This is a genomic window from Weissella ceti (assembly GCF_018394055.1).
In the GTDB taxonomy this organism is placed as follows: Bacteria; Bacillota; Bacilli; order Lactobacillales; family Lactobacillaceae; genus Weissella; species Weissella ceti.
This window is the reverse complement of record NZ_CP074441.1, coordinates 1,324,139-1,345,406: the sequence shown is the minus strand read 5'-3', so window position 1 is coordinate 1,345,406 and position 21,268 is coordinate 1,324,139. Positions and strand designations below refer to the sequence as shown.

The 21,268-nt window shown below is 43.1% G+C and carries 13 protein-coding genes and 1 other RNA gene; 13 read left to right on the top strand and 1 reads right to left on the bottom strand.

Annotated elements, in window-relative coordinates:
• The first annotated feature begins 1 nt into the window (after position 1).
• The 7 genes from KHQ31_RS07035 (at position 2) to KHQ31_RS07005 (ending at position 13,806) form a co-directional block, all read left to right on the top strand.
• Positions 2-2,485, top strand: coding sequence for an ATP-dependent Clp protease ATP-binding subunit (locus tag KHQ31_RS07035; protein WP_213408870.1), 2,484 nt, complete (start codon positions 2-4; stop codon positions 2,483-2,485).
• 262 nt (positions 2,486-2,747) lie between these two features.
• Positions 2,748-6,356, top strand: a complete 3,609-nt coding sequence (gene rpoB, locus KHQ31_RS07030; protein ID WP_213408869.1) for a DNA-directed RNA polymerase subunit beta — start codon at positions 2,748-2,750, stop codon at positions 6,354-6,356.
• 136 nt (positions 6,357-6,492) lie between these two features.
• Positions 6,493-10,155, top strand: a complete 3,663-nt coding sequence (gene rpoC / locus KHQ31_RS07025; protein WP_213408868.1) for a DNA-directed RNA polymerase subunit beta' — start codon at positions 6,493-6,495, stop codon at positions 10,153-10,155.
• 166 nt (positions 10,156-10,321) lie between these two features.
• On the top strand, positions 10,322-11,506 hold the full coding sequence (locus KHQ31_RS07020; protein ID WP_213408867.1) for an iron-containing alcohol dehydrogenase: 1,185 nt from the start codon (positions 10,322-10,324) through the stop codon (positions 11,504-11,506).
• An 86-nt stretch (positions 11,507-11,592) separates the two neighbouring features.
• The gene (locus tag KHQ31_RS07015; protein ID WP_213408866.1) at positions 11,593-12,444 is read left to right on the top strand and encodes a methyltransferase domain-containing protein; all 852 of its coding nucleotides are present in this window, start codon (positions 11,593-11,595) and stop codon (positions 12,442-12,444) included.
• Between the two features lie 114 nt (positions 12,445-12,558).
• Positions 12,559-12,960: a helix-turn-helix domain-containing protein gene (locus KHQ31_RS07010; protein WP_213408865.1), complete on the top strand. Its 402-nt coding sequence runs from the start codon at positions 12,559-12,561 to the stop codon at positions 12,958-12,960.
• Between the two features lie 15 nt (positions 12,961-12,975).
• Positions 12,976-13,806 carry a class I SAM-dependent methyltransferase gene (locus KHQ31_RS07005; protein ID WP_213408864.1) on the top strand — a complete coding sequence of 277 codons (831 nt, stop codon included), beginning with the start codon at positions 12,976-12,978 and terminating at the stop codon, positions 13,804-13,806.
• A gap of 717 nt (positions 13,807-14,523) precedes the next feature.
• On the opposite strand, the gene KHQ31_RS07000 is transcribed toward KHQ31_RS07005, so the two are convergent.
• On the bottom strand, positions 14,524-16,317 hold the full coding sequence (locus tag KHQ31_RS07000; RefSeq protein WP_213408863.1) for a M3 family oligoendopeptidase: 1,794 nt from the start codon (positions 16,315-16,317) through the stop codon (positions 14,524-14,526).
• Between the two features lie 192 nt (positions 16,318-16,509).
• Here KHQ31_RS07000 and KHQ31_RS06995 point away from each other — a divergent pair, with 192 nt between their 5' ends.
• The 6 genes from KHQ31_RS06995 to dnaX all read left to right on the top strand — a co-directional run bounded on the left by KHQ31_RS06995 (position 16,510) and on the right by dnaX (position 21,230).
• Positions 16,510-17,433 (top strand): alpha/beta hydrolase, encoded by a 924-nt coding sequence (locus KHQ31_RS06995; RefSeq protein ID WP_213408862.1) that lies wholly within the window; start codon positions 16,510-16,512, stop codon positions 17,431-17,433.
• Between the two features lie 27 nt (positions 17,434-17,460).
• Entirely contained in the window at positions 17,461-18,009 is a 549-nt protein-coding gene (locus tag KHQ31_RS06990; protein ID WP_213408861.1) for a GNAT family N-acetyltransferase, read from the top strand.
• A 125-nt stretch (positions 18,010-18,134) separates the two neighbouring features.
• Positions 18,135-18,740, top strand: coding sequence for a class I SAM-dependent methyltransferase (locus KHQ31_RS06985; protein WP_213408860.1), 606 nt, complete (start codon positions 18,135-18,137; stop codon positions 18,738-18,740).
• The gene (locus KHQ31_RS06980; RefSeq protein ID WP_213408859.1) at positions 18,733-19,281 is read left to right on the top strand and encodes a nucleoside deaminase; all 549 of its coding nucleotides are present in this window, start codon (positions 18,733-18,735) and stop codon (positions 19,279-19,281) included. Before KHQ31_RS06985 ends, KHQ31_RS06980 begins: the two co-directional genes overlap by 8 nt.
• Positions 19,282-19,286: 5 nt before the next feature.
• An RNA gene (ffs, locus tag KHQ31_RS06975) (signal recognition particle sRNA small type) lies at positions 19,287-19,372 on the top strand.
• A 118-nt stretch (positions 19,373-19,490) separates the two neighbouring features.
• On the top strand, positions 19,491-21,230 hold the full coding sequence (gene dnaX, locus KHQ31_RS06970) for a DNA polymerase III subunit gamma/tau (RefSeq protein WP_213408858.1): 1,740 nt from the start codon (positions 19,491-19,493) through the stop codon (positions 21,228-21,230).
• Positions 21,231-21,268: the final 38 nt, after the last annotated feature.

The window sequence follows — 21,268 nt, the reverse complement described above, 5'->3', positions numbered from 1 at the left end:
TATGGAAAAACAATATACAGATAGCGCGAAAAATGTTCTAACGTTAGCGCAAGAACAAGCCAAGCGTTTCCAACACCAAGCGGTGGGGACAGAACACGTTCTATTAGCATTAGTACTAGAACATAACAGTATCGCTGGTAAGGTATTGGCACAATTCTTTGTCAACGAAGCGGCGGTACGTGAAGAAATTGAACAATTCACCGGCTATGGAAACTTAGCTCGTGACTTTAATAGTAGTTACCTACCTTATTCACCTAAGGTGCAAACGGTTTTGAACCAAGCTGCTGAGCAAGCTAAGTTAGCTGAACAAAAGCAAATTGGGACAGAGCACATTTTGTTGGCATTGATTTCAGATGAAACAATTTTGGCCTCACGTATTTTGGCGGCCTTAGAAGTTAACTTGAGTGACTTGCGTCATGCAATTATTCAAAAGACTGGTTTTGACCCACAAACTAAGGCGAACAAGAAGGGTGACAAGCGTCGCCGTAACCAACAAAAGGAACCTGTTGAAGGGACGCCTTTGCTAGATTCTTTGGCTAAGGACCTAACGCAACAAGCACGTGATCAAAAGATGGATCCGGTGATTGGTCGTGATGCAGAAGTGCAACGTGCGATTCAAATCTTGGCACGTCGTTCTAAGAACAATCCTGTCTTGGTTGGAGAACCTGGGGTTGGTAAGACTGCGATTGCGGAAGGATTAGCCCAACGCATCGTGGCTGGTAACGTCCCACACGATTTGGCACATAAGCGTCTAATGATGTTGGATATGGGATCTTTGATTGCGGGGACTAAGTTCCGTGGTGAATTCGAAGATCGTTTGAAGAACATTGTGGATGAAATTCAACAAGAACAAGATGTTATTTTGTTTATTGATGAATTGCACACATTGATTGGTGCTGGTGGCGCTGAAGGTGCCATCGATGCAGCTAACATCTTGAAGCCAGCCTTGGCCCGTGGTGAACTACAAACAATTGGGGCAACGACATTAGATGAATACCAAAAGTACATTGAAGCTGATGCGGCGTTAGAACGTCGTTTCGCTAAGGTGATGGTTGAAGAACCTACCCAAGAAGAAGCGATTGCGATTCTTGAAGGTTTGAAGCCGCGTTATGAAAAGTTCCACCAAGTTGCGATTACAGACAATGCTATTCAAGCAGCGGTAAAGCTATCTAGCCGTTACCTAACGGATCGTTTCTTGCCTGACAAGGCCATTGACCTAATGGATGAAGCGGCCGCTAAGGTGCGTATTACGGGTGTTGCTGAACCAACAGAACACGCCAAGCTACAAGACGCTTTACGTCAATTACAAGTTGAAAAGGAAGAAGCCATTGCGGCTTTGGACTTTGAAGCAGCTGCGAACCTGCGTCATGCAGAAATGGCCCAACGTGCTGCGTTGGATGCGTATGAACAAGTACATGCAAATGTGGCGCCGGTTTATGCGATGTCAGTCGATGAAGCAGATATTACGAAGTTGTTAGCTGAACAAACAGGGATTCCATTGGCTGAAATGGCGACGGATGAACAAACACGTTTGCTACACTTAGAAGAAGACTTGCATAAGCGCGTTATCGGACAAGATGAAGCTGTATCTGCAGTTGCTCGTGCTATTCGTCGTAGTCGTTCTGGATTGAAGAATCCAAACCGTCCAATCGGGACATTTATGTTCTTAGGACCTACTGGAACAGGTAAGACTGAGTTGGCTAAGGCGCTGGCTGCGACTGTATTTGGTTCTGAAGAGAACATGATTCGTGTCGATATGTCTGAATACCGTGAAGCACACACAGCTAGTCGTCTAGTTGGTTCAGCGCCTGGTTACGTGGGATACGATGAAGGTGGACAATTGACTGAACAAGTACGTCGTCAACCATACTCAGTGCTACTATTGGATGAAGCGGAAAAGGCCCACCCAGATATTTACAACTTGATGTTGCAAGTGTTTGATGATGGGTACCTAACAGATGCTAAGGGTCGTAAGGTTGATTTCCGTAACACGATTATCATCATGACATCTAACTTAGGTGCAACACGTCTACGTGACGAAAAGAAGGTTGGATTTGGTTCAACATCATCTGCGGATGATTACGAAGCAATGAAGGCGTTGGTTCAAGCAACTTTGAAGGATGCGTTTCGACCAGAGTTCATTAACCGTTTGGATGAAAGTGTTGTCTTCCACTCACTAACTAAGCCAGAACTACACGAAATCGTGAAGTTGATGTCTAATGACGTCATTGCGCGTTTGGCTGAACGTGGTATCCACGCTAAGTTGACACCAGCTGCGATTGATGTGGTGGCTGAAGCTGGCTTTGATCCTGAATATGGTGCACGTCCAATTCGTCGAGCTTTGCAAACGCAAGTTGAAGATAAGTTGGCCGAAGCATTGTTGGCGGGTGAGTTAACAGAAGATAAGCAAGTTGTTGTAGGTGCAAAGCAAGGTAAGATTACTTTGACTTACAAAGATGTTGAAAAAATAGCCGTCCCTTCATAAAAGCCTGATTGAATGGGGATGTAAGGGGGCTTGAATTTTAGTTACTTTTTGCGTATAATTGTGTATACGTTTAATTGTGCAAAAAAGATGGTTGCTAGGAAATATTGTCCCTAAATACCTATATATCAAAGACAGGAGCATTTTTTGAAATGAAGATGCTTTTGTCTTTTTTGTACTTAAAAACCAGTTTTTTTATGAAATGTAATCAAATTGTAAAGAGATTGTAATGTGCAATTGGCAAATATGAAGCGAGGTGGAAGACTTGGTAGGAACACTAGTTAAATACGGTAAACACCGTGTTCGTCGTAGTTACGCGCGAATTAAGGAAGTCCTTGATTTGCCAAACTTGATTGAAATCCAAACGGATTCATACAACTGGTTCTTGGATGAAGGATTGCGTGAAATGTTTACAGACATTTTGCCAATTGAAGATTTCCAAGATAAGTTGTCATTGGAATTTGTGGACTATAAGCTTATGGAGCCTAAGTACACAGTAGAAGAAGCACGTGACCATGATGCGAATTATTCAGCACCATTGCACGTTACGTTGCGTCTAACAAACAAAGAAACTGGTGAGATCAAGTCTCAAGATGTATTCTTTGGTGATTTCCCATTGATGACAGAACAAGGTACGTTCATCATCAACGGTGCGGAACGTGTTATCGTTTCACAACTTGTACGTTCACCTGGTGTGTACTACAACGAAGCAGCTGACAAGAACGGACGTCCTGTTTACGGAACTACTTTCATTCCTAGCCGTGGTGCTTGGATGGAATTCGAAACAGATGCTAAGGGATTGGACTACGTACGTATCGACCGTACACGTAAGTTGCCAATGACTGAATTGGTTCGTGCCCTAGGTTTCGGTTCAGACACTGAAATCTTGGAAATCTTGGGATCAAACTATGACTCTCTAGGATTGACTTTGGACAAGGATGTTCACAAGGATGTTAACGACTCTCGAGTTGAAGAAGCCTTGAAGGACATTTACGACCGTTTGCGTCCAGGAGAACCTAAGACTGCAGAATCAGCTCGTTCATTGTTGACAGCTCGATTCTTCGACCCACGTCGTTACGATTTGGCACCAGTTGGTCGTTACAAGATCAACAAGAAGTTGTCATTGAAGACACGTTTGATGGGTATGACTTTGGGTGAAACTTTGGCAGATCCTGAAACTGGTGAAGTGTTGTTCGAAAAGGGAACATTGATCGACAAGAAGGTTATGAGTGTCTTGGCACCATTCCTTGATCGTGATGACTTTAAGACAGAAACACACATGCCATCAGAAGATGCGATTGTTACAGAACCTGTTGTCTTGCAACGTATCCTAGTTCAAGACCCTTCAGATCCTGAAGCTGTTGTGCCTATGATCGGAAACGGTCACTTCGACGAAACTGTTCGTACTGTTAAGACAGCCGACATCATCGCCGGAATGAACTACTTCTTGAACCTACAATTGAACATCGGTCAAACTGATGACATCGATCACTTGGGAAACCGTCGTGTTCGTCGTGTTGGTGAATTGTTGCAAAACACATTCCGTATTGGTTTGAGCCGTATGGAACGTGTGGTTCGCGAACGTATGTCAATTCAAGATCCTGATACTGTAACACCACAACAATTGATCAACATTCGTCCAGTTGTTGCGGCTGTTAAGGAATTCTTCGGATCTTCACAATTGTCACAATTCATGGACCAAACAAACCCATTGGGTGAATTGACTAACAAGCGTCGTCTTTCAGCCCTTGGACCTGGTGGTTTGACACGTGACCGTGCCGGATATGAAGTCCGAGACGTTCACTATACTCACTATGGACGTATGGACCCAATCGAAACACCTGAAGGACCTAACATCGGGTTGATCAACTCATTGGCCACATACGCTCGTGTTAACCGTTACGGATTCATCGAAACACCTTACCGTCGTGTCTCATGGGACACACACAAGGTTACAGAAAAGACTGACTACCTAATGGCCGACGAAGAAGATAACTTCGTTGTTGCGCAAGGTAACTCTGTCTTGAACGATGATGGTTCATTTACAACTGATACTGTTTTGGCCCGTAAGGGACACGACAACATCGAAGTGCCAATCGACCAAGTCGACTACATGGACGTTTCTCCTAAGCAAATCGTTGCGGTTGCCACTGCGGCTATTCCTTTCTTGGAAAACGACGACTCAAACCGTGCCTTGATGGGTGCCAACATGCAACGTCAAGCTGTTCCTTTGATTGATCCACATTCACCATTGATTGGTACTGGGATTGAATACAAGGCAGCCCACGACGCCGGTGTTGCGATCATCGCGAAGTTTGCTGGTGTAGTTGAATACGTTGATGGACGCGAAATCCGCGTTCGTCGCGATGACGGTTCATTGGACAAGTACAAGCTAATGAAGTTCCGTCGTTCAAACGCTGGTAAGAACTACAACCAACGTCCAATCGTTAAGGTTGGCGACATCATCGACGTAGATGACGTTTTGGCTGATGGACCATCAATGGAACAAGGTGAATTGGCCTTGGGACAAAACCCATTGATCGCCTTCATGACATGGCAAGGATACAACTTTGAAGATGCCATCATCATTAACGAACGTTTGATTCGTGATGACGTGTACACGTCAATTCACATTGAAGAATACGAATCAGAAGCTCGTGACACAAAGCTTGGCCCTGAAGAATTCACTCGTGAAATCCCTAACACTGGGGAAGAACAATTGAAGAACTTGGACGACCGTGGAATTATCCGCGTCGGGGCTGAAGTTGATGATGGCGACATCTTGGTTGGTAAGGTTACACCTAAGGGTGTTACTGAATTGTCAGCTGAAGAACGCTTGTTGCACGCCATCTTCGGTGAAAAGGCTCGCGAAGTTCGCGATACTTCATTGAAGGTGCCACACGGTGGTGGTGGTGTGGTTCAAGACGTTCGTATCTTCACTCGTGAAAACGGTGATGAATTGGCACCAGGGGTTAACATGATGGTTCGTGTATACATTGCACAACGTCGTAAGATCCAAGTTGGTGACAAGATGGCGGGACGTCACGGAAACAAGGGTACGGTTTCAGTTATCGTGCCTTCTGAAGACATGCCATACATGCCAGACGGAACTCCAGTTGATATCATGCTTTCACCCATGGGTGTGCCTTCTCGTATGAATATCGGTCAAGTGCTTGAATTGCACTTGGGTATGGCTGCTCGTGAACTAGGTATCCACGTTGCTTCTCCTGTCTTTGACGGGGCTCGTGACTCAGATATCTGGGATGCTATTAAGGAAGCTGGATTGCCAGCTGACGGTAAGAGCGTACTTTACGACGGACGTACTGGTGAAGCCTTCGACAAGCGTGTTGCGGTTGGTATCATGCACTACATGAAGCTAGCCCACATGGCGGAAGACAAGATCCACGCCCGTTCAATCGGACCTTACTCACTTGTTACGCAACAACCATTGGGTGGTAAAGCTCAATTCGGTGGACAGCGTTTCGGTGAAATGGAAGTTTGGGCCCTTGAAGCGTACGGGGCTGCTCACACATTGCAAGAAATCTTGACATACAAGTCCGACGACGTTGTTGGACGTGTTAAGACATACGAAGCAATCATTAAGGGTGAACAAATTCCTAAGCCAGGTGTTCCGGAATCATTCCGTGTCTTGGTTAAGGAATTGCAAGCTCTTGGTTTGGACATGAAGGTTCTTGACGCAAATTCAGAAGAAATTGAATTGCGCGACATGGACGATGACATGGAAAACGAAGTCGTTAACCTAGATAAGGCTACTGACTCTGTTGACAAGGCCGTTGAAGCTAAGTTCAATCGTGAAGACGAAGGACAAGTTGCTGACGACGTTATCCAAATCAATGAAGTACGCGAAGATTAATAACATTTAAACATCGACTGGTCTAGCAAGTAGCTAGGCCTGTGATGACTGATTAATTACGGTTGGTTAGTCATTGCAGGTTTAGCCTTTCTAGACGCAGCGATGAGTGCGAACAAGATATGAAAGGGGTAAACCAATGATTGATGTCAATAAATTTGAAAGCATGCAAATCGGTTTGGCAAGTCCAAACAAGATTCGCAGCTGGTCACATGGTGAAGTTAAGAAGCCCGAAACTATCAATTATCGAACACTAAAGCCTGAAAAGGATGGATTGTTTGATGAACGAATCTTTGGTCCTACCAAGGATTACGAATGTGCCTGTGGAAAGTACAAGCGTATTCGTTATAAGGGAATCGTCTGTGACCGATGTGGTGTTGAAGTAACTACTGCAAAGGTACGTCGCGAACGTATGGGGCACATTGAATTGGCTGCTCCAGTTTCACACATCTGGTACTTCAAGGGAATCCCATCACGTATGGGTCTTGTCTTGGACATGTCACCACGTTCACTAGAAGAGATCATTTACTTCGCTTCTTACGTGGTTACTGATGCCGGTGACACACCACTTGTTGAAAAGCAATTGTTGTCAGAACGTGAATACCGCGAACACAAGCAACAATACGGTACTGCCTTTAAGGCTGGTATGGGTGCGGAAGCCATCAAGGCATTGCTAGCCAATGTTGACCTTGAAGGTGAAGTCGCTCAATTGAAGGCTGAATTGCGTGAAGCAACTGGTCAAAAGCGTATTCGTGCCGTTCGTCGTTTGGACATTATCGAAGCCTTCGTTAAGTCAGGTAACAAGCCTGAATGGATGGTAATGGATGTTATTCCAGTTATCCCACCTGACTTGCGTCCGATGGTACAACTAGAAGGTGGTCGTTTTGCGACTTCTGACTTGAACGACTTGTACCGTCGTGTAATTAACCGTAACAACCGTTTGAAGCGTTTGCTAGAATTGAATGCCCCAGGTATTATCGTGCAAAACGAAAAGCGTATGTTGCAAGAAGCGGTCGACGCTTTGGTCGATAACGGTCGTCGTGGACGTCCCGTTACTGGTCCTGGTAACCGTCCGTTGAAGTCTTTGTCACACATGTTGAAGGGTAAGCAAGGACGTTTCCGTCAAAACTTGCTTGGAAAGCGTGTTGACTACTCTGGACGTTCAGTTATCGACGTTGGTCCATTCTTGAAGATGAACCAAATGGGATTGCCTGTGCCAATGGCCGTTGAATTGTTCCGTCCATTCATCATGAAGGAATTGGTTGAACGCGAAATGGCTGGAAACATCCGTGCCGCTAAGCGTAAGATCGACCGTCGTGATGATGAAGTGATGGACGTGTTGGAAGACGTTATCAAGGAACACCCAGTTCTATTGAACCGTGCCCCAACTCTTCACCGTCTTGGAATCCAAGCGTTCGAACCAGTGTTGGTTTCAGGTAAAGCAATGCGTTTGCACCCATTGGTTACTGAAGCGTACAACGCCGACTTCGACGGAGACCAAATGGCCATCCACGTTCCTTTGTCAGATGAAGCTCAAGCTGAAGCACGTTTGCTAATGCTTGCCGCTGGTCACATCTTGGCACCTAAGGACGGTAAGCCTATCGTTGCGCCATCACAAGACATGGTTATCGGTAACTACTACTTGACTACTGAAGAATCTGGTCGTGAAGGTGAAGGGATGATCTTTAAGGACATCAACGAAGCCCGCACTGCTTTGCAAAATGGTTATGTTCACTGGCACACTCGTGTTGGAGTTCAAACATCATCATTCCCAGCGTCAAAGCCATTTACCGATGAACAACGTTCACGCATTATGGTAACAAGTGTTGGTAAGTTGTTGTTCAACGACATCTTGCCTACTGACTTCCCATACTTGAACGAACCTACAGAAGCCAACTTGAAGGGTATTGACGATCGTTTCTTCCTAGAACCAGGAACTGACGTGAAGGCATACTTGGCAGATACTGCTATCTTGCCACCATTCAAGAAGGGTTACTTGTCAGACATCATCGCTGAAGTCTACAAGATCTACAAGGTTACAGAAACGTCATTGCTATTGGACCGTATGAAGGACCTTGGTTACGCAGACTCAACTAAGTCAGGTTTGACTGTTGGGGTTGCCGACGTTACTGAATTGAAGGAAAAGCCAGCAATCATTGAAGCAGCCCATGAAAAGGTTGCGACAGTGACAAAGCAATTCCGTCGTGGATTGATTACAGATGATGAACGTTATGAACGTATTATCGAAATTTGGAACCGCGCTAAGGATGATATCACTGAAAAGCTTATTGCTCACTTCGAAGTGGACAACAACATCTTCATGATGTCAGATTCAGGAGCTCGTGGTAACATCTCTAACTTCTCACAACTTGCTGGAATGCGTGGATTGATGGCCGCTCCTAACGGAAAGATCATGGAATTGCCGATCATCGCCAATTTCCGTGAAGGACTATCCGTTTTGGAAATGTTCTTCTCAACCCACGGAGCTCGTAAGGGTATGACCGACACGGCCTTGAAGACTGCCGACTCAGGTTACATGACTCGTCGTCTGGTTGACGTTGCGCAAGACGTTATCATTCGTGAAATGGATTGTGGAACTGATCGTGGTTTGGATGTTGCGGCTATCATGAACGGTAACGAAGTGATTGAACCACTTTACGACCGTATCTTGGGACGTTTCGCACAAAAGACTGTTCTTCACCCTGAAACTGGTGAAGTCATCGTTGCCCACAACCAAATGATTGAAGAAGCAGAAGCTAAGGCAATCATCGAAGCGGGTATTACTTCAGTTAACATCCGTTCAGCGTTCACTTGTAACACTGAACACGGAGTCTGTGTACTAGACTACGGTCGTAACATGGCTACTGGAGATATCGTTGAAGTTGGTGAAGCTGCCGGAACTATCGCCGCTCAATCAATCGGAGAACCTGGAACACAATTGACAATGCGTACTTTCCACACGGGTGGAGTTGCCGGAAACGACATCACGCAAGGTCTTCCTCGTGTCCAAGAAATCTTTGAAGCACGTAACCCTAAGGGTCGTGCGATGATTACTGAGGTTACTGGTGAAGTTAAGTCAATCGAAGAAAACCCAGCGGAACGTACGAAGGAAGTTACCATCGAAGGTAAGACTGATACTCGTACTTACACATTGCCTATGGCTGCACGTATGCGTGTTGCTGAAGGGGATATGATCCACCGTGGTGAAACTTTGAACGAAGGTTCAGCTGATCCTAAGGAAATGATCGAAGTTCGTGACACACTTGCTACAGAAAACTACTTGGTTGACCAAGTGCAAATGGTTTACCGTATGCAAGGTGTTGAGATCTCTGACAAGCACATCGAAGTTATGGCTCGTCAAATGATCCGTAAGGTTCGTGTCATGGATCCAGGTGAGACTGACTTGTTGCCAGGTACTTTGATGGATATCGCGGAATTCCGTGAAGCCAACGAAAAGCCATTGGTTGAAGGTAAGTTGCCAGCGACTGCTCGTCCAGTCTTGCTAGGTATTACTAAGGCCTCATTGGAAACAAACTCATTCTTGTCTGCCGCTTCCTTCCAAGAAACAACGCGTGTTCTTACAGACGCCGCTATTCGTGGAAAGAACGACCCATTGGTAGGATTGAAGGAAAATGTTATTATCGGTAAGTTGATTCCTGCTGGAACTGGTATGAAGCAATACCAAGCCGTACAACCTGAAGTTGTCGGTGCTCCAGTTGTAAACAACGAAGATGCTACTAAGGTGCCATCTATCGCTGACATTGAAAACTCAATGAACCAAGAACAAGAAGTAACTGACTAAGCTTAGGCTTAGTTATTACTAATGAAAGAGCTCGTCCTTAGGGACGGGCTCTTTTTTTATTTAAATAAATTCGGTTTTGATTTTAAAACTCACTTATTTTAAGTATGCTTTGATATTGCCGGCTTAAACTTGAAGAATTAAGTGAGAATAAAAGGAGATACTGAATATGAATGAGTTTACGTATGGGAATTCAACTGAAATTCGTTTTGGTGAAGAGCGTTTTTGGAATGAATTAGCTGAAGTATTGGCACAATTTGGACCACGAGTATTATTTGTATATGGTGGAGGTTCTATTAAGACTAGTGGCGTATATGACCAAATTATGGCGCAATTAGAAGGTTTTGAAGTGACTGAATTAGCTGGTGTGGAACCTAATCCCAAGATTGACTCAGTTCGTAAGGGACAAGCTTTGGCACAATCCGAAGATGTAGATGTCATTCTAGCTGTTGGTGGAGGATCTGTTATTGATGCAAGTAAGGTAATTGCGTCTGCCAAATACTATATTGGTGATGCATGGGACTTGGTACTAGATTCAGAACTACGTTTTGAGATTGACCAAGTACCGGTTGTTGATATCTTGACATTGGCTGCGACTGGAACAGAGATGAACACAGGTTCTGTTATCTCTAACCCAGAAACACACCAAAAGTTGGCAACGTTTGGGCCCAATACACCAGCAGTCTCATTTGAAGATCCTTCTTTGACATACTCAGTATCTGCCTACCAAACATCAGCGGGTGCCATGGATATCATGTCACACTTGCTAGAACAATACTTTGATAAGGCGCTAGCAACTGATGTGCAAGACGGTATGATCGAAGGAATGCTACGCTCAGTAATTAAGTGGGGACCAATTGCGGTTGCGGAACCAAAGAATTACGATGCTCGTGCTAACTTGATGTGGGGATCAACTCAAGCGTTGAACGGCCTAGTTGGAACAGGTAAGGATGATGAATGGTCAGTGCACCCAATTGAACACGAATTGTCAGCTTACTATGACATCACGCACGCAGTTGGGCTAGGAATTCTAACACCACACTGGATGAAGATGGTGTTGAATGATGATACAGCGCCTAAGTTTGCACGTTATGCCCAACAAGTTTGGGGTGTAACTGGCGATGATGACTACACAATGGCCATTGAGGGTATTAAGAAGACGGCAGAATGGATTAAGCAAATGAACATCCCTGCTACACTACCTGAAGTTGGTATTACATCAGATGTTCACTTTAAGGCCATAGCAGAGGCAGCTGTAGAAAACGGAAACTTGAGTATGGCCTTCATGCCAATGGACGCTGAAATGGTTGAAGACTTATATCGTGATGCAATGGAGCCACTACATTTGACTTAATGTCTACAAACCTTATAATTAAAGATAACTAAAACCTTCTTGTCATGAGAAGGTTTTTTTAATGGCTAAATTAAAGTGAGATAAACATGAAGAAAATTGAACGTGGTACACAATTTGTAACTGAACAATTACATCTATTCCAATGTCCAACATGTCATGAAGCGTTTGCTTCAGTTGAAGGGCATAGCTTAGTATGTGCCAATAACCACAGTATTGATGTGAACAAGAAGGGAAGCCTAAACTTCTTGAACCATGCTGTAAATACAGAATATGATGATGATATGTTAACTGATCGTCGCCAAGTCTTACAAGATGGTTTGTTTGATGGAATTGTGGCTGCTGTTGCGGATGCATTGCCAAATGAAGCGCAAACTGTTTTAGACGTTGGAACTGGTGAAGGAACACCATTCGTTAAGTTGCTGAATGGTCGTAATCAGGGTGATGTTGGAATTGGGTTTGATATCTCTAAGGCAGGGGTCAACTTAGCAACGCAACTAGAATCAGATGCATTATTTATGGTGGCGGACTTAGCGCGTCTACCATTTAATGCCGGTGTCTTTGACGCAGTCGTTGAATTCTTCTCACCAAGCGCATACGATGAATTTAAGCGCGTGGTTAAGCCAGGTGGACTAATTGTCAAGGTTGTTCCAGCGGCAGGATATCTACGTGAATTGCGTGAAATGCTATATCCAGAAGGCTCAAGCAAGCACACATATGATAATCAATTGGTGGTGGATCGTTTCCATGAATTTTACCCTGATGCACAAACTGTGCCAGTGACATACACATGGGATATCCCTGCGGAAGATTATCAATCATTGTTGCATATGACACCATTACACTGGGGGGCGCGTCCAGAAGCCCAAGCAGCGGCAGAAGCGACACCTTTGACATCGATTACAGTTGACGTAGTGGTATTAATTGCGGTGCAAAAGTAACGAATTGATAGTTTTTTAAGCAAAAAGTCTAGTATTCTAGATATAGATTAGGTAAAATAGTACGTAAGTATCTATTTTTGAGCAGTTTCCAGATAGTGAGTAGGTGTAGAAGATATGTTTCCAGATCGATTGCGTGAACTACGTAAAGGCCGAAGTATCACATTAGAAAATCTCGCGGATGAAATGAACAAGCAATTAGATCCCGGGCAAAAACCAAATACAGCAGCACAAATCGGAAATTGGGAACGTGGGGACCGCTCACCTTCTTATATTGAAGTTTGCAAGCTAGCTGATTTTTTCAGTGTGTCTATGGACTTTCTAGTAGGACGTGCAAGCTCTGAAAAGACTGATTTATCTTTGCTATTCTTGTCAGGTAAAGAAATTGACTTCAATGGTAAGCCACTAACAGATCAACAACGTTTTGATATCTTCCAACACGTTAATTCATACCTAAACCCAGTTAATAAGGTTGCGGATGAAGATGTGAAGATTAATCACCAAGAAAACTTGTTCTAATTAAAAAGGAATATTATGACAGTTAAACCAATTAAATTTGGGACTGGACGTCAGCTAACGGATCTTGCCTTCGCGCAGACGTTAGCTGATTTTTTTTCGCATTATAACCAGGTCCCACATATCAAGCAAAAAATTGAAACGACACAACATGTGATTAATCAGATTAACAATGGTTTTTTACCACCCAAAATTACAGACATGACGATTACTGAAAATGATGTTGCGCTCCTGCAAGCGCATGTTTTAGCGAAGTATCCTAATAATCCAGAGAAGGGGAATGTGTATTGGGAAACCTTAATTGATCCCTTAGAAGCACTGGATGAATTGTTGGCTAGCTTACGTGATGAATTGATTAGTTCATTTGATATGTACAGTTATCCTAATGAGGACTTCATGATGGGATTAGATGCATACATTGGTGAACGTCGTGTCTTAGAGTTGATGGCCGGACAAGGCTACTTAACCGCAGGATTACGTGCTTTAAATCCTAATAGGACAATTATCGCAACGGATAATCAAGCGTGGTTAGATCAACCAGGTGAACATATTCCACCAGTAACAGAAGTACTGAATGAAGACGCTATGAAAGCATTAGAGCGCCATGGTTATGAGTCAGACGTCATTATCATGTCATGGGCACCGGATACAGATGCCATTGATTGGCAAGTCTTATCTTGGATACGTGAACATGTTCCAAACGTGGAATTATTGGTGATTGGTGAAAAGAATGGTGCCACAAATTCACAACGTTTTTGGCAAGAAACTAAGCTAACACCATTGAATGTCTTAAATACGTCACTAAAATCGTTCGATTTGATTGATGAAACAATTTATATCGCCCGTTAACCGTTATTACCGTTTGGTAATGACGGTTTTTTCGTAAGGTGAGGCACGTCGCTGTTTCGAATTGTTAGTAGGGTGACGTAACTAATCAATCAGAGAAATATGTGTTATATACGCCATTTTTTGATATGAAACTGTTATAGGATTTCGTGGCATAGCTTGATATAGTGACTATCGAACCAAATAAATGATCTTGTGTTATTCATCCCCTGTATCCGAATTTAAACCGAAGAGTTATGCGTTGAACGCTATTCTGTATCTGTTTCGTTATTTTGATTAATGTAGTACAGTGATTAAACTATTTTTTTACATTTTTGACTTTTTCATTTTCAACAAATTGACTCTTTGGTGCGCTTTTATAAAGTCGTAGAATACGACGTTAGCCATTTAAAGGGGGCATACAAGATGAAAAACATACGTGGTCATACTTTGGTGACAGACAATGCTGTAACAGTCCATACCAACACAGCCAGAAGTCGTTTTTTTATAGATCGCGTGCTCATCGCTCCTTAAAGTTTATTTGGGACCACCCCAGAAGATAGAGTGTGATCGAAGACCCGTTAGCACTAGACAGTCATGTAAATAGATGAGTTGTGTGATACGCAGCAGACAACTTGCAAGCCATCTATTAAGCAACTAGTGCATGCACAACAGAAAAGCCCCTACACGTATGTGTAGGGGCTTTTCTTATTTATTCAGATCAACGAAGAACGCTAAATGTTACTTTACAAATTGTTCTGAGACACGTAAGAATTCGTTGATATCAGCTTGTACTAGATCAGCACCGGCTTGCCAGAAGTCTGGTTGTGTTAGATCAACGTTCAAATGCTTTTGTGCCAAGTCTTCAATTGACATGTGGGCAGAATCACGTAGCAACGCAATGTAAGCTTCTTCGAAGTTCTCTTGTGTTTGAACCCAGGCGTAGACCCCAGCACTGAATAAGTAACCGAATGTGTATGGGAAGTTGTAGAATGGCACGCTATCAATGTAGAAGTGTAACTTAGAAGACCAGAAGTGGGGATGTGTCTTCGTTAACAAGCTATTAAAGGCTTCCTTTTGCGCTTCTTCCATTAATTCGTTTAGACGTTCTGCTGGGACGTAACCTTGTTCACGTTCTGTGTAGAAGGCACGTTCGAAAATGTAACGAGCGCGAATGTTCATGAACATTGAAACCGGGTTAGTCATCTTAGCATCTAGTAAGACAACTTTTTCGGCATCTGTCTTCGCAGCCGCAATATTCGCATCAGCAATTAATAGTTCTGCAAACGTTGAAGCTGTTTCGGCGATGTTCATTGCGTAAGCATCACGCCAAACAGGCAGGTCAGTTAAGACGCTTGAGTGGAATGCATGCCCTAATTCGTGGGCTAGGGTAGACGCATCATTGACGGAACCAGTGAATGTCATGAAGATACGTGACTCGTGGTTATCGGGTAATGAGTCCATCCAACCACCAGGTTGCTTACCTGGACGATCTTCGGCTTCAATCCATTGCTTGTCCAATGCCATTTGAGCAAATTCAGCCATCTTTGGTGAGTATTGGCCGAAGTTTTTGACGATGAAATCAGCAATTTCATCATAGCTTTGTTCAGTTGGTTCGAAGTCACCAACCTTTGTTAATGGAGCAACTTGATCCTGCCAACCAAAGCCATCTAGGTTTAGAAGTTCAGCTTTACGGGCAAAGAAAGCCGTGAACATATCTTTGTTATCTTCAACGACTTGCCACATCGTATCTAACGTTTGACGAGACATACGGTTGATTTCCAATGGTTCTTCTAAGAAATCAGTGTAGCCATGTGCCTTTTGGCTCGTTAGACGTGAACCAGCTAAGTGATTCAAGGTATCCGCAGTCAAGCTATCTGCTTGTGACCACATTTCCTCATAACCGTCCATCAATTGAGCACGGACATCATTATCAGGATGGCTGTCCACTAGATTCAGGGCTTGACCAGCTGAGATAGTTTCTGTGGTTCCATCAGGCTTCGTGAATGGCATATCTAATGTCGCTGAGATCGTATCATAGTGACTTGACCACGCTGTTAGTCCATCTAGCTGCAATTGGTTCATCAATTGTTCTGTTTGTGGATCTAACATACGTTCAGCGCTTTTACGTAATTCAGCTACATAAAACGCTACGGGCACAATATCTGCATGTGCTTGGAATTCAGCGAATGTGGCATCATCCAATGTTGCTAAAGCACGGCTGTAATTATCTAGGATGTTTTGATACATCACAGATAGGTTATCTAATTTATTTTGGAAAGGGCGATACTTAGGGTTTGTATAATCCGCAGACGTAAGTGCGTTAACGAATACGTTTAATGTACGTAAGGTACTGTCTAACTTTTGTAGACGGTTAGCCATCGCGACAAAATCTTGGATTTCAATCATTGGTGCGACTTCTGTATTTAGAGCATTTAAATCTGTTGCAACAGCAGCTAGTGTTGATTGAAAGTCTTGGCCATCAACCCCACCAGCATAAATGTTTTCCAGATTCCAGTTTTGAGAATAAGTCATCTAATAAGTCTCCAATCTAAGTTATTGTTTATTAGTTTAGCATACTTACAAAAAATAAACTTTTTAAATTAGTATATGGTATATACAATTTGTTGTTGCTTTAAACTTATAGATAGTAAATAATGTAATACATACCATTTTTTAATGAATAATAACGAAATAAATCATTTCGCCATAGAAAGAAGATTGCATATGAAGATTTTAATCGGGCTAGTAGTTGGACTGATTGTGCTAGTTACAGCCATCAGTGGATATCTGTTTTACGTTGCGCAAGTGCGTTCAGATAAAGATTTCGTAGATACAGGTGTTCGTACTGCCGGACAACCTTTATATGAAGAACAAATGCGTTGGCAAGCATTACCTAAGGAAGATGTCTCATTGAAGACGAAGGATGGATTAACACTCCGTGGTGAATATGTGAAGGCCGATAAGCCTTCAAAGAAGATCGCGATTGTTATCCACGGTTTCTCAGTTGATCGTCGTGCGGTGGTGCCTTATTCAGAACTAATGCACCGTCAAGGATACAATGTTTTGTCAGCTGACAACCGTTCAGCAGGTAAGTCAGATGGTAAGTACATTGGTTATGGTTATCTAGAAGCCAAGGATTACTTGGAATGGATTGATAAGTTAATTGCTGAACACGGTGAAGATACAGAAATCGTCGTATATGGAACATCACTTGGTGGGGCCACAACCATGCTATTGGCGGGGATGAACCCACCTAAGCAAGTAAAGGCATACATTGAAGACTGTGGATATAGTGACTTGCGTGAAGAACTAGCCTTTAAGGGTGGAAAGATGTACAAGTTACCAGCGTCAGTTATCAATCCCATGTCTAGCATTCTATCTGTTTACTCACAAGTACTAGCAGGTTACTCATATGATGATGTAAAGCCAGCTAAGGCCTTGGAAAAGAACACACGTCCAATGTTGTTCATCCATGGTGGGGATGACATGTTCGTGCCGACTTACATGGTTGATGATGCTTACAATGCATCAAATGGACCAAAGGAAAAGTTAGTTGTACCTGGGGCTGGACATATGGATGCTTACCAAGATGATGAAGCGAAGTATGTAAGTACGGTATCTGGTTTCTTGGGTAAGTACGTGAAGTAGGTCTAATTTAAACATGAGGTGATTTGTATGTATTTTGGTGAGAAAGTTAAACTATCACATTTTAAACAAGAAGATGGTGCAATTTTTGCGCGTGATCAATGGGATGAAACATTTCTAGATTTGATTGCGATACAAGCAATACATCCGTTTACTGAAAAAGACTGGATTAAAGTATTTGAGGAAGCATCCAACAATGATGAGGCAGTTGAATTTACTGTGAGAGGTAAAGAAGATGATAAACTACTCGGAATGGCTGGTGTTTCTGATATTGATCACAAAAATCAAATAGGTGAAATTTCTGTAGGAATTCTGAATGCTGAAAATCGTAATAGGGGATTTGGTAAAGAAACTTTAAATCTGATTGTCGAATATGCCTTTAATCAATTGAACTTACGAAAATTGATTCTTAGAGTTGTTTCGTATAATGAAAGAGCTATTCATCTGTATGAAACGTATGGATTTCAACAAGAAGCACGATTTAAAGCAGAGGTGTTTCATCAAGGTCAGTGGGAAGATGTGTATCGATATGCTCTATTTCAAGATGATTGGCGTTATAAACGGGAGTCCGAAAAATAGGCTGTGAACTATCGGTTTTATCTAAGATATGTCCCTGTGTGATGGGGAAACTTCTTAACCTTTTAAATTACTCGTAAATAACCTAAAATAGGAGATAACGATTATACGGATAAAGAGGCAAACAGATGACTGAACATTACTATACACAAACACCTACTGGTGAACATAACGAAAAAAGCTGGCGCTTTGAATTGCTAGGGCATGACCTAGGCTTCACAACAGATTCAGGGGTCTTTTCAAAGCACACTGTCGACTATGGAACACGTGCGATGCTAGATGCATTTGATACAGACTTGCCAGCTGGTAAGATTTTGGATCTTGGAGCTGGATACGGTCCAGTTGCGATCAGTTTGGCCAAGACATTGCCAGAACGTGAATTCGTTGCGGCTGAAATCAACGAACGTGCGGCAGCTTTGATTGAAAAGAACGCTAAGGCGAATAAGGTTGCTGACCGTATTACGGTTGTGCAATCAGATGTTTACTCAAACGTTGAAGGAACATTTGCTGCTATTTTGATCAATCCACCTGTACGTGCTGGTAAGGACATTGTTAAGCGCATGATTAGCGAAGCCATTGATCACTTGGAACCAATGGGAACTTTGACAATTGTTTTGCAAAAGAAGCAAGGAGCACCATCAGCTAAGGCTTTGATGGAAGAAACATTTGGTAACGCACAAACTATCTCAAAGGATAAGGGTTACTACATCATTGAAAGTGTTCGTAATGTCTAATTTGCAACAAGATACGTTTGGTTTGTCTGACGCCCAAGTGGCGATGTTTATGAATGAAGCATTCGCTGAAGCAGAAAAAGCAGAAGCATTAGGTGAAGTACCAATTGGAGCGGTGATTGTTCAAGATGGTAAAGTGATAGGCCGTGGGCATAACCTGCGCGAAACCCAACAAGATGCAACCCTACATGCAGAATTCATCGCCATGCGTGAGGCAAATGCAGCAGCCGGTTCATGGCGTTTACCCAATGCGCAATTATTTGTGACGCTTGAACCCTGTATTATGTGTGCCGGTTTAATTCAACAAACGCGCATTACTGATGTCTACTTTGGCGCAATTGATCCCAAGGCAGGTGGTGTGTGCTCAATGTACCATCTATTGGATGACGAACGCTTGAACCATCAAGTCACTGTCCATGCTGGGGTTGAAGAAGAACGCGCTAGTCAACAATTGAAAACATTCTTTAAGGCATTACGTGCACGCAAGAAACTTGAAAAGCAAGCACGAAAAGATGCTGACAAAGAAAGTGAAAGCATGTTATAATATTTCTCGTGAGGCAAGTATGTACTTCGAACCGTGTCAGGGTCGGAAGGCAGCAGCACTAAGGAGACCACGTATTGTGCTTCACACCTTATTGATATTTAATGAGTCGCCCGATTTTTATTAATCTGGGCGACTTTTTTTAGCGCAAAATCTGGTATGATAGAAAAAGAAAAATAACGATTAAAAACACGAAGGGAGACGATATTGCAATGGCGTATCAAGCATTATATCGGACATGGCGACCACAAAAGTTCAGTGACCTAATTGGACAAGAAGTCGTCACAAAGACCTTAAAAAACACCATTGAGAGTGGACAAATTACCCACGCGTATCTCTTTAATGGACCTCGAGGGACTGGGAAGACCTCAGCCGCAAAGATTTTTGCGAAAGCAGTTAACTGTTTACACCCAGATCATGGTGAACCTGATTTGACGTGTGAAATCTGTTTAGCCGCAGATGCAGGAACCCTTGGTGATGTTGTGGAATTAGACGCGGCTTCAAATAACGGAGTTGATGAAATTCGTGAAATCCGTGAAGACGTTAACTACGCCCCAACTCAAGCTAAGTACAAAGTCTACATCATCGATGAGGTGCACATGCTTTCAACTGGTGCCTTCAATGCTTTGTTGAAGACATTGGAAGAGCCACCTGCTAACGTCATCTTTATTTTGGCGACAACTGAACCACAAAAGATTCCAGCTACTATCATTTCACGTACTCAACGTTTTGATTTCAAGCGTATTGATGCACATGCAGCCTATGACCGTATGGTGCACATCTTGAATTCACGTGGTAATGACTACGATGAAAATGCGCTACGTGTGATTGCGAATGCTGCTGATGGTGGAATGCGTGATGCTTTGAGTATTTTGGATCAAGTGTTGTCATTTGGGGATGGGTCAATCACATTAGACAATGCTTTGCTTGTGACTGGTTCAGTGACACAAACATTGTTGGGTGAATACCTACAAGCTGTGGTTGCACATGACACACAAGCTGCATTAGGTAAGTTGAGTGAAGTCCTGGCTGCAGGTAAGGATGCACAACGTTTCATCGAAGACTTAATTGTCTACGCCCGTGATCTGTTGTTGTACACTGAAGCGCCAGACTTAATTACATTGGTACCTGATGATAACTTCCAAACAATGGCAGAAGCACAACAACCACAAGTTTGGTACAACATGATTGATACTTTGAACGATACGCAACAACAATTGCGTTTTACAAATCGACCAAGTATTTATCTAGAAGTCTTAACAGTTAAGTTGAGCCAACCAAAGCAAGTTGTCGTTGACGCGCCAGTTGCGCCGGTTCAAAATGTGTCAGCACAACCAGCACAACCAGCACAACCAGCACAACCAGCACAACCAGCACAACCAGCACAACCAGCACAACCAGTTCAAGAGAAGCCAGTAGCGGTTGCTAAGGTATCAGTATCTGATGATAAGCAATCTGTGTTTAACGTGTTACAAAATGCTACTCGTGGTGATTTGAATCGTGTCACATCAGTTTGGGGTGACGTAACGAACATGTTGCCAGTCTCACAACGTGCGATGCTGAATGTGGCAAAGCCAGTTGCAGCTTCTCCAGAAGGATTAGTTGTTGGCTTTGACTTTGATGTCATGCGTGTTAATGCGATGAAGAATGCCGAATTAATTAATACAGTGACGCAACAATTGCGTATTCTAACTGAAGCCGGTACAGAGCGTAAGTTGGTCTTTATCACAAACGATGATTGGACAAAGTTGCGTGGTGAATTCGTTGCCCAACGTAAGGCAGCATCAACGTCACCAGCGCCAGAAGCAGAAACGCAACAAGTTACAACACAATTAAACACTATTGTGGATCCGGGGATGCCAGAAGAACCTGTCGATAATGCAGGTAATCTAGCAGTTGAAGAAGCAATCAGTCTGTTTGGTTCTGAAATGGTTGAAGCACAAGACGATTAAAAACCTGTTGATTTGGGTAAATTTAATTTAAAATAGAT

Coding starts and splice junctions, on each gene's coding strand:
- KHQ31_RS07035 (WP_213408870.1), top strand. CDS start 2: ATGGAAAAACAATATACAGATAGCGCGAAAAATGTTCTAACGTTAGCG.
- rpoC (WP_213408868.1), top strand. CDS start 6,493: ATGATTGATGTCAATAAATTTGAAAGCATGCAAATCGGTTTGGCAAGT.
- KHQ31_RS07020 (WP_213408867.1), top strand. CDS start 10,322: ATGAATGAGTTTACGTATGGGAATTCAACTGAAATTCGTTTTGGTGAA.
- KHQ31_RS07015 (WP_213408866.1), top strand. CDS start 11,593: ATGAAGAAAATTGAACGTGGTACACAATTTGTAACTGAACAATTACAT.
- KHQ31_RS07010 (WP_213408865.1), top strand. CDS start 12,559: ATGTTTCCAGATCGATTGCGTGAACTACGTAAAGGCCGAAGTATCACA.
- KHQ31_RS07005 (WP_213408864.1), top strand. CDS start 12,976: ATGACAGTTAAACCAATTAAATTTGGGACTGGACGTCAGCTAACGGAT.
- KHQ31_RS07000 (WP_213408863.1), bottom strand. CDS start 16,317: ATGACTTATTCTCAAAACTGGAATCTGGAAAACATTTATGCTGGTGGG.
- KHQ31_RS06995 (WP_213408862.1), top strand. CDS start 16,510: ATGAAGATTTTAATCGGGCTAGTAGTTGGACTGATTGTGCTAGTTACA.
- KHQ31_RS06990 (WP_213408861.1), top strand. CDS start 17,461: ATGTATTTTGGTGAGAAAGTTAAACTATCACATTTTAAACAAGAAGAT.
- KHQ31_RS06985 (WP_213408860.1), top strand. CDS start 18,135: ATGACTGAACATTACTATACACAAACACCTACTGGTGAACATAACGAA.
- KHQ31_RS06980 (WP_213408859.1), top strand. CDS start 18,733: ATGTCTAATTTGCAACAAGATACGTTTGGTTTGTCTGACGCCCAAGTG.
- dnaX (WP_213408858.1), top strand. CDS start 19,491: ATGGCGTATCAAGCATTATATCGGACATGGCGACCACAAAAGTTCAGT.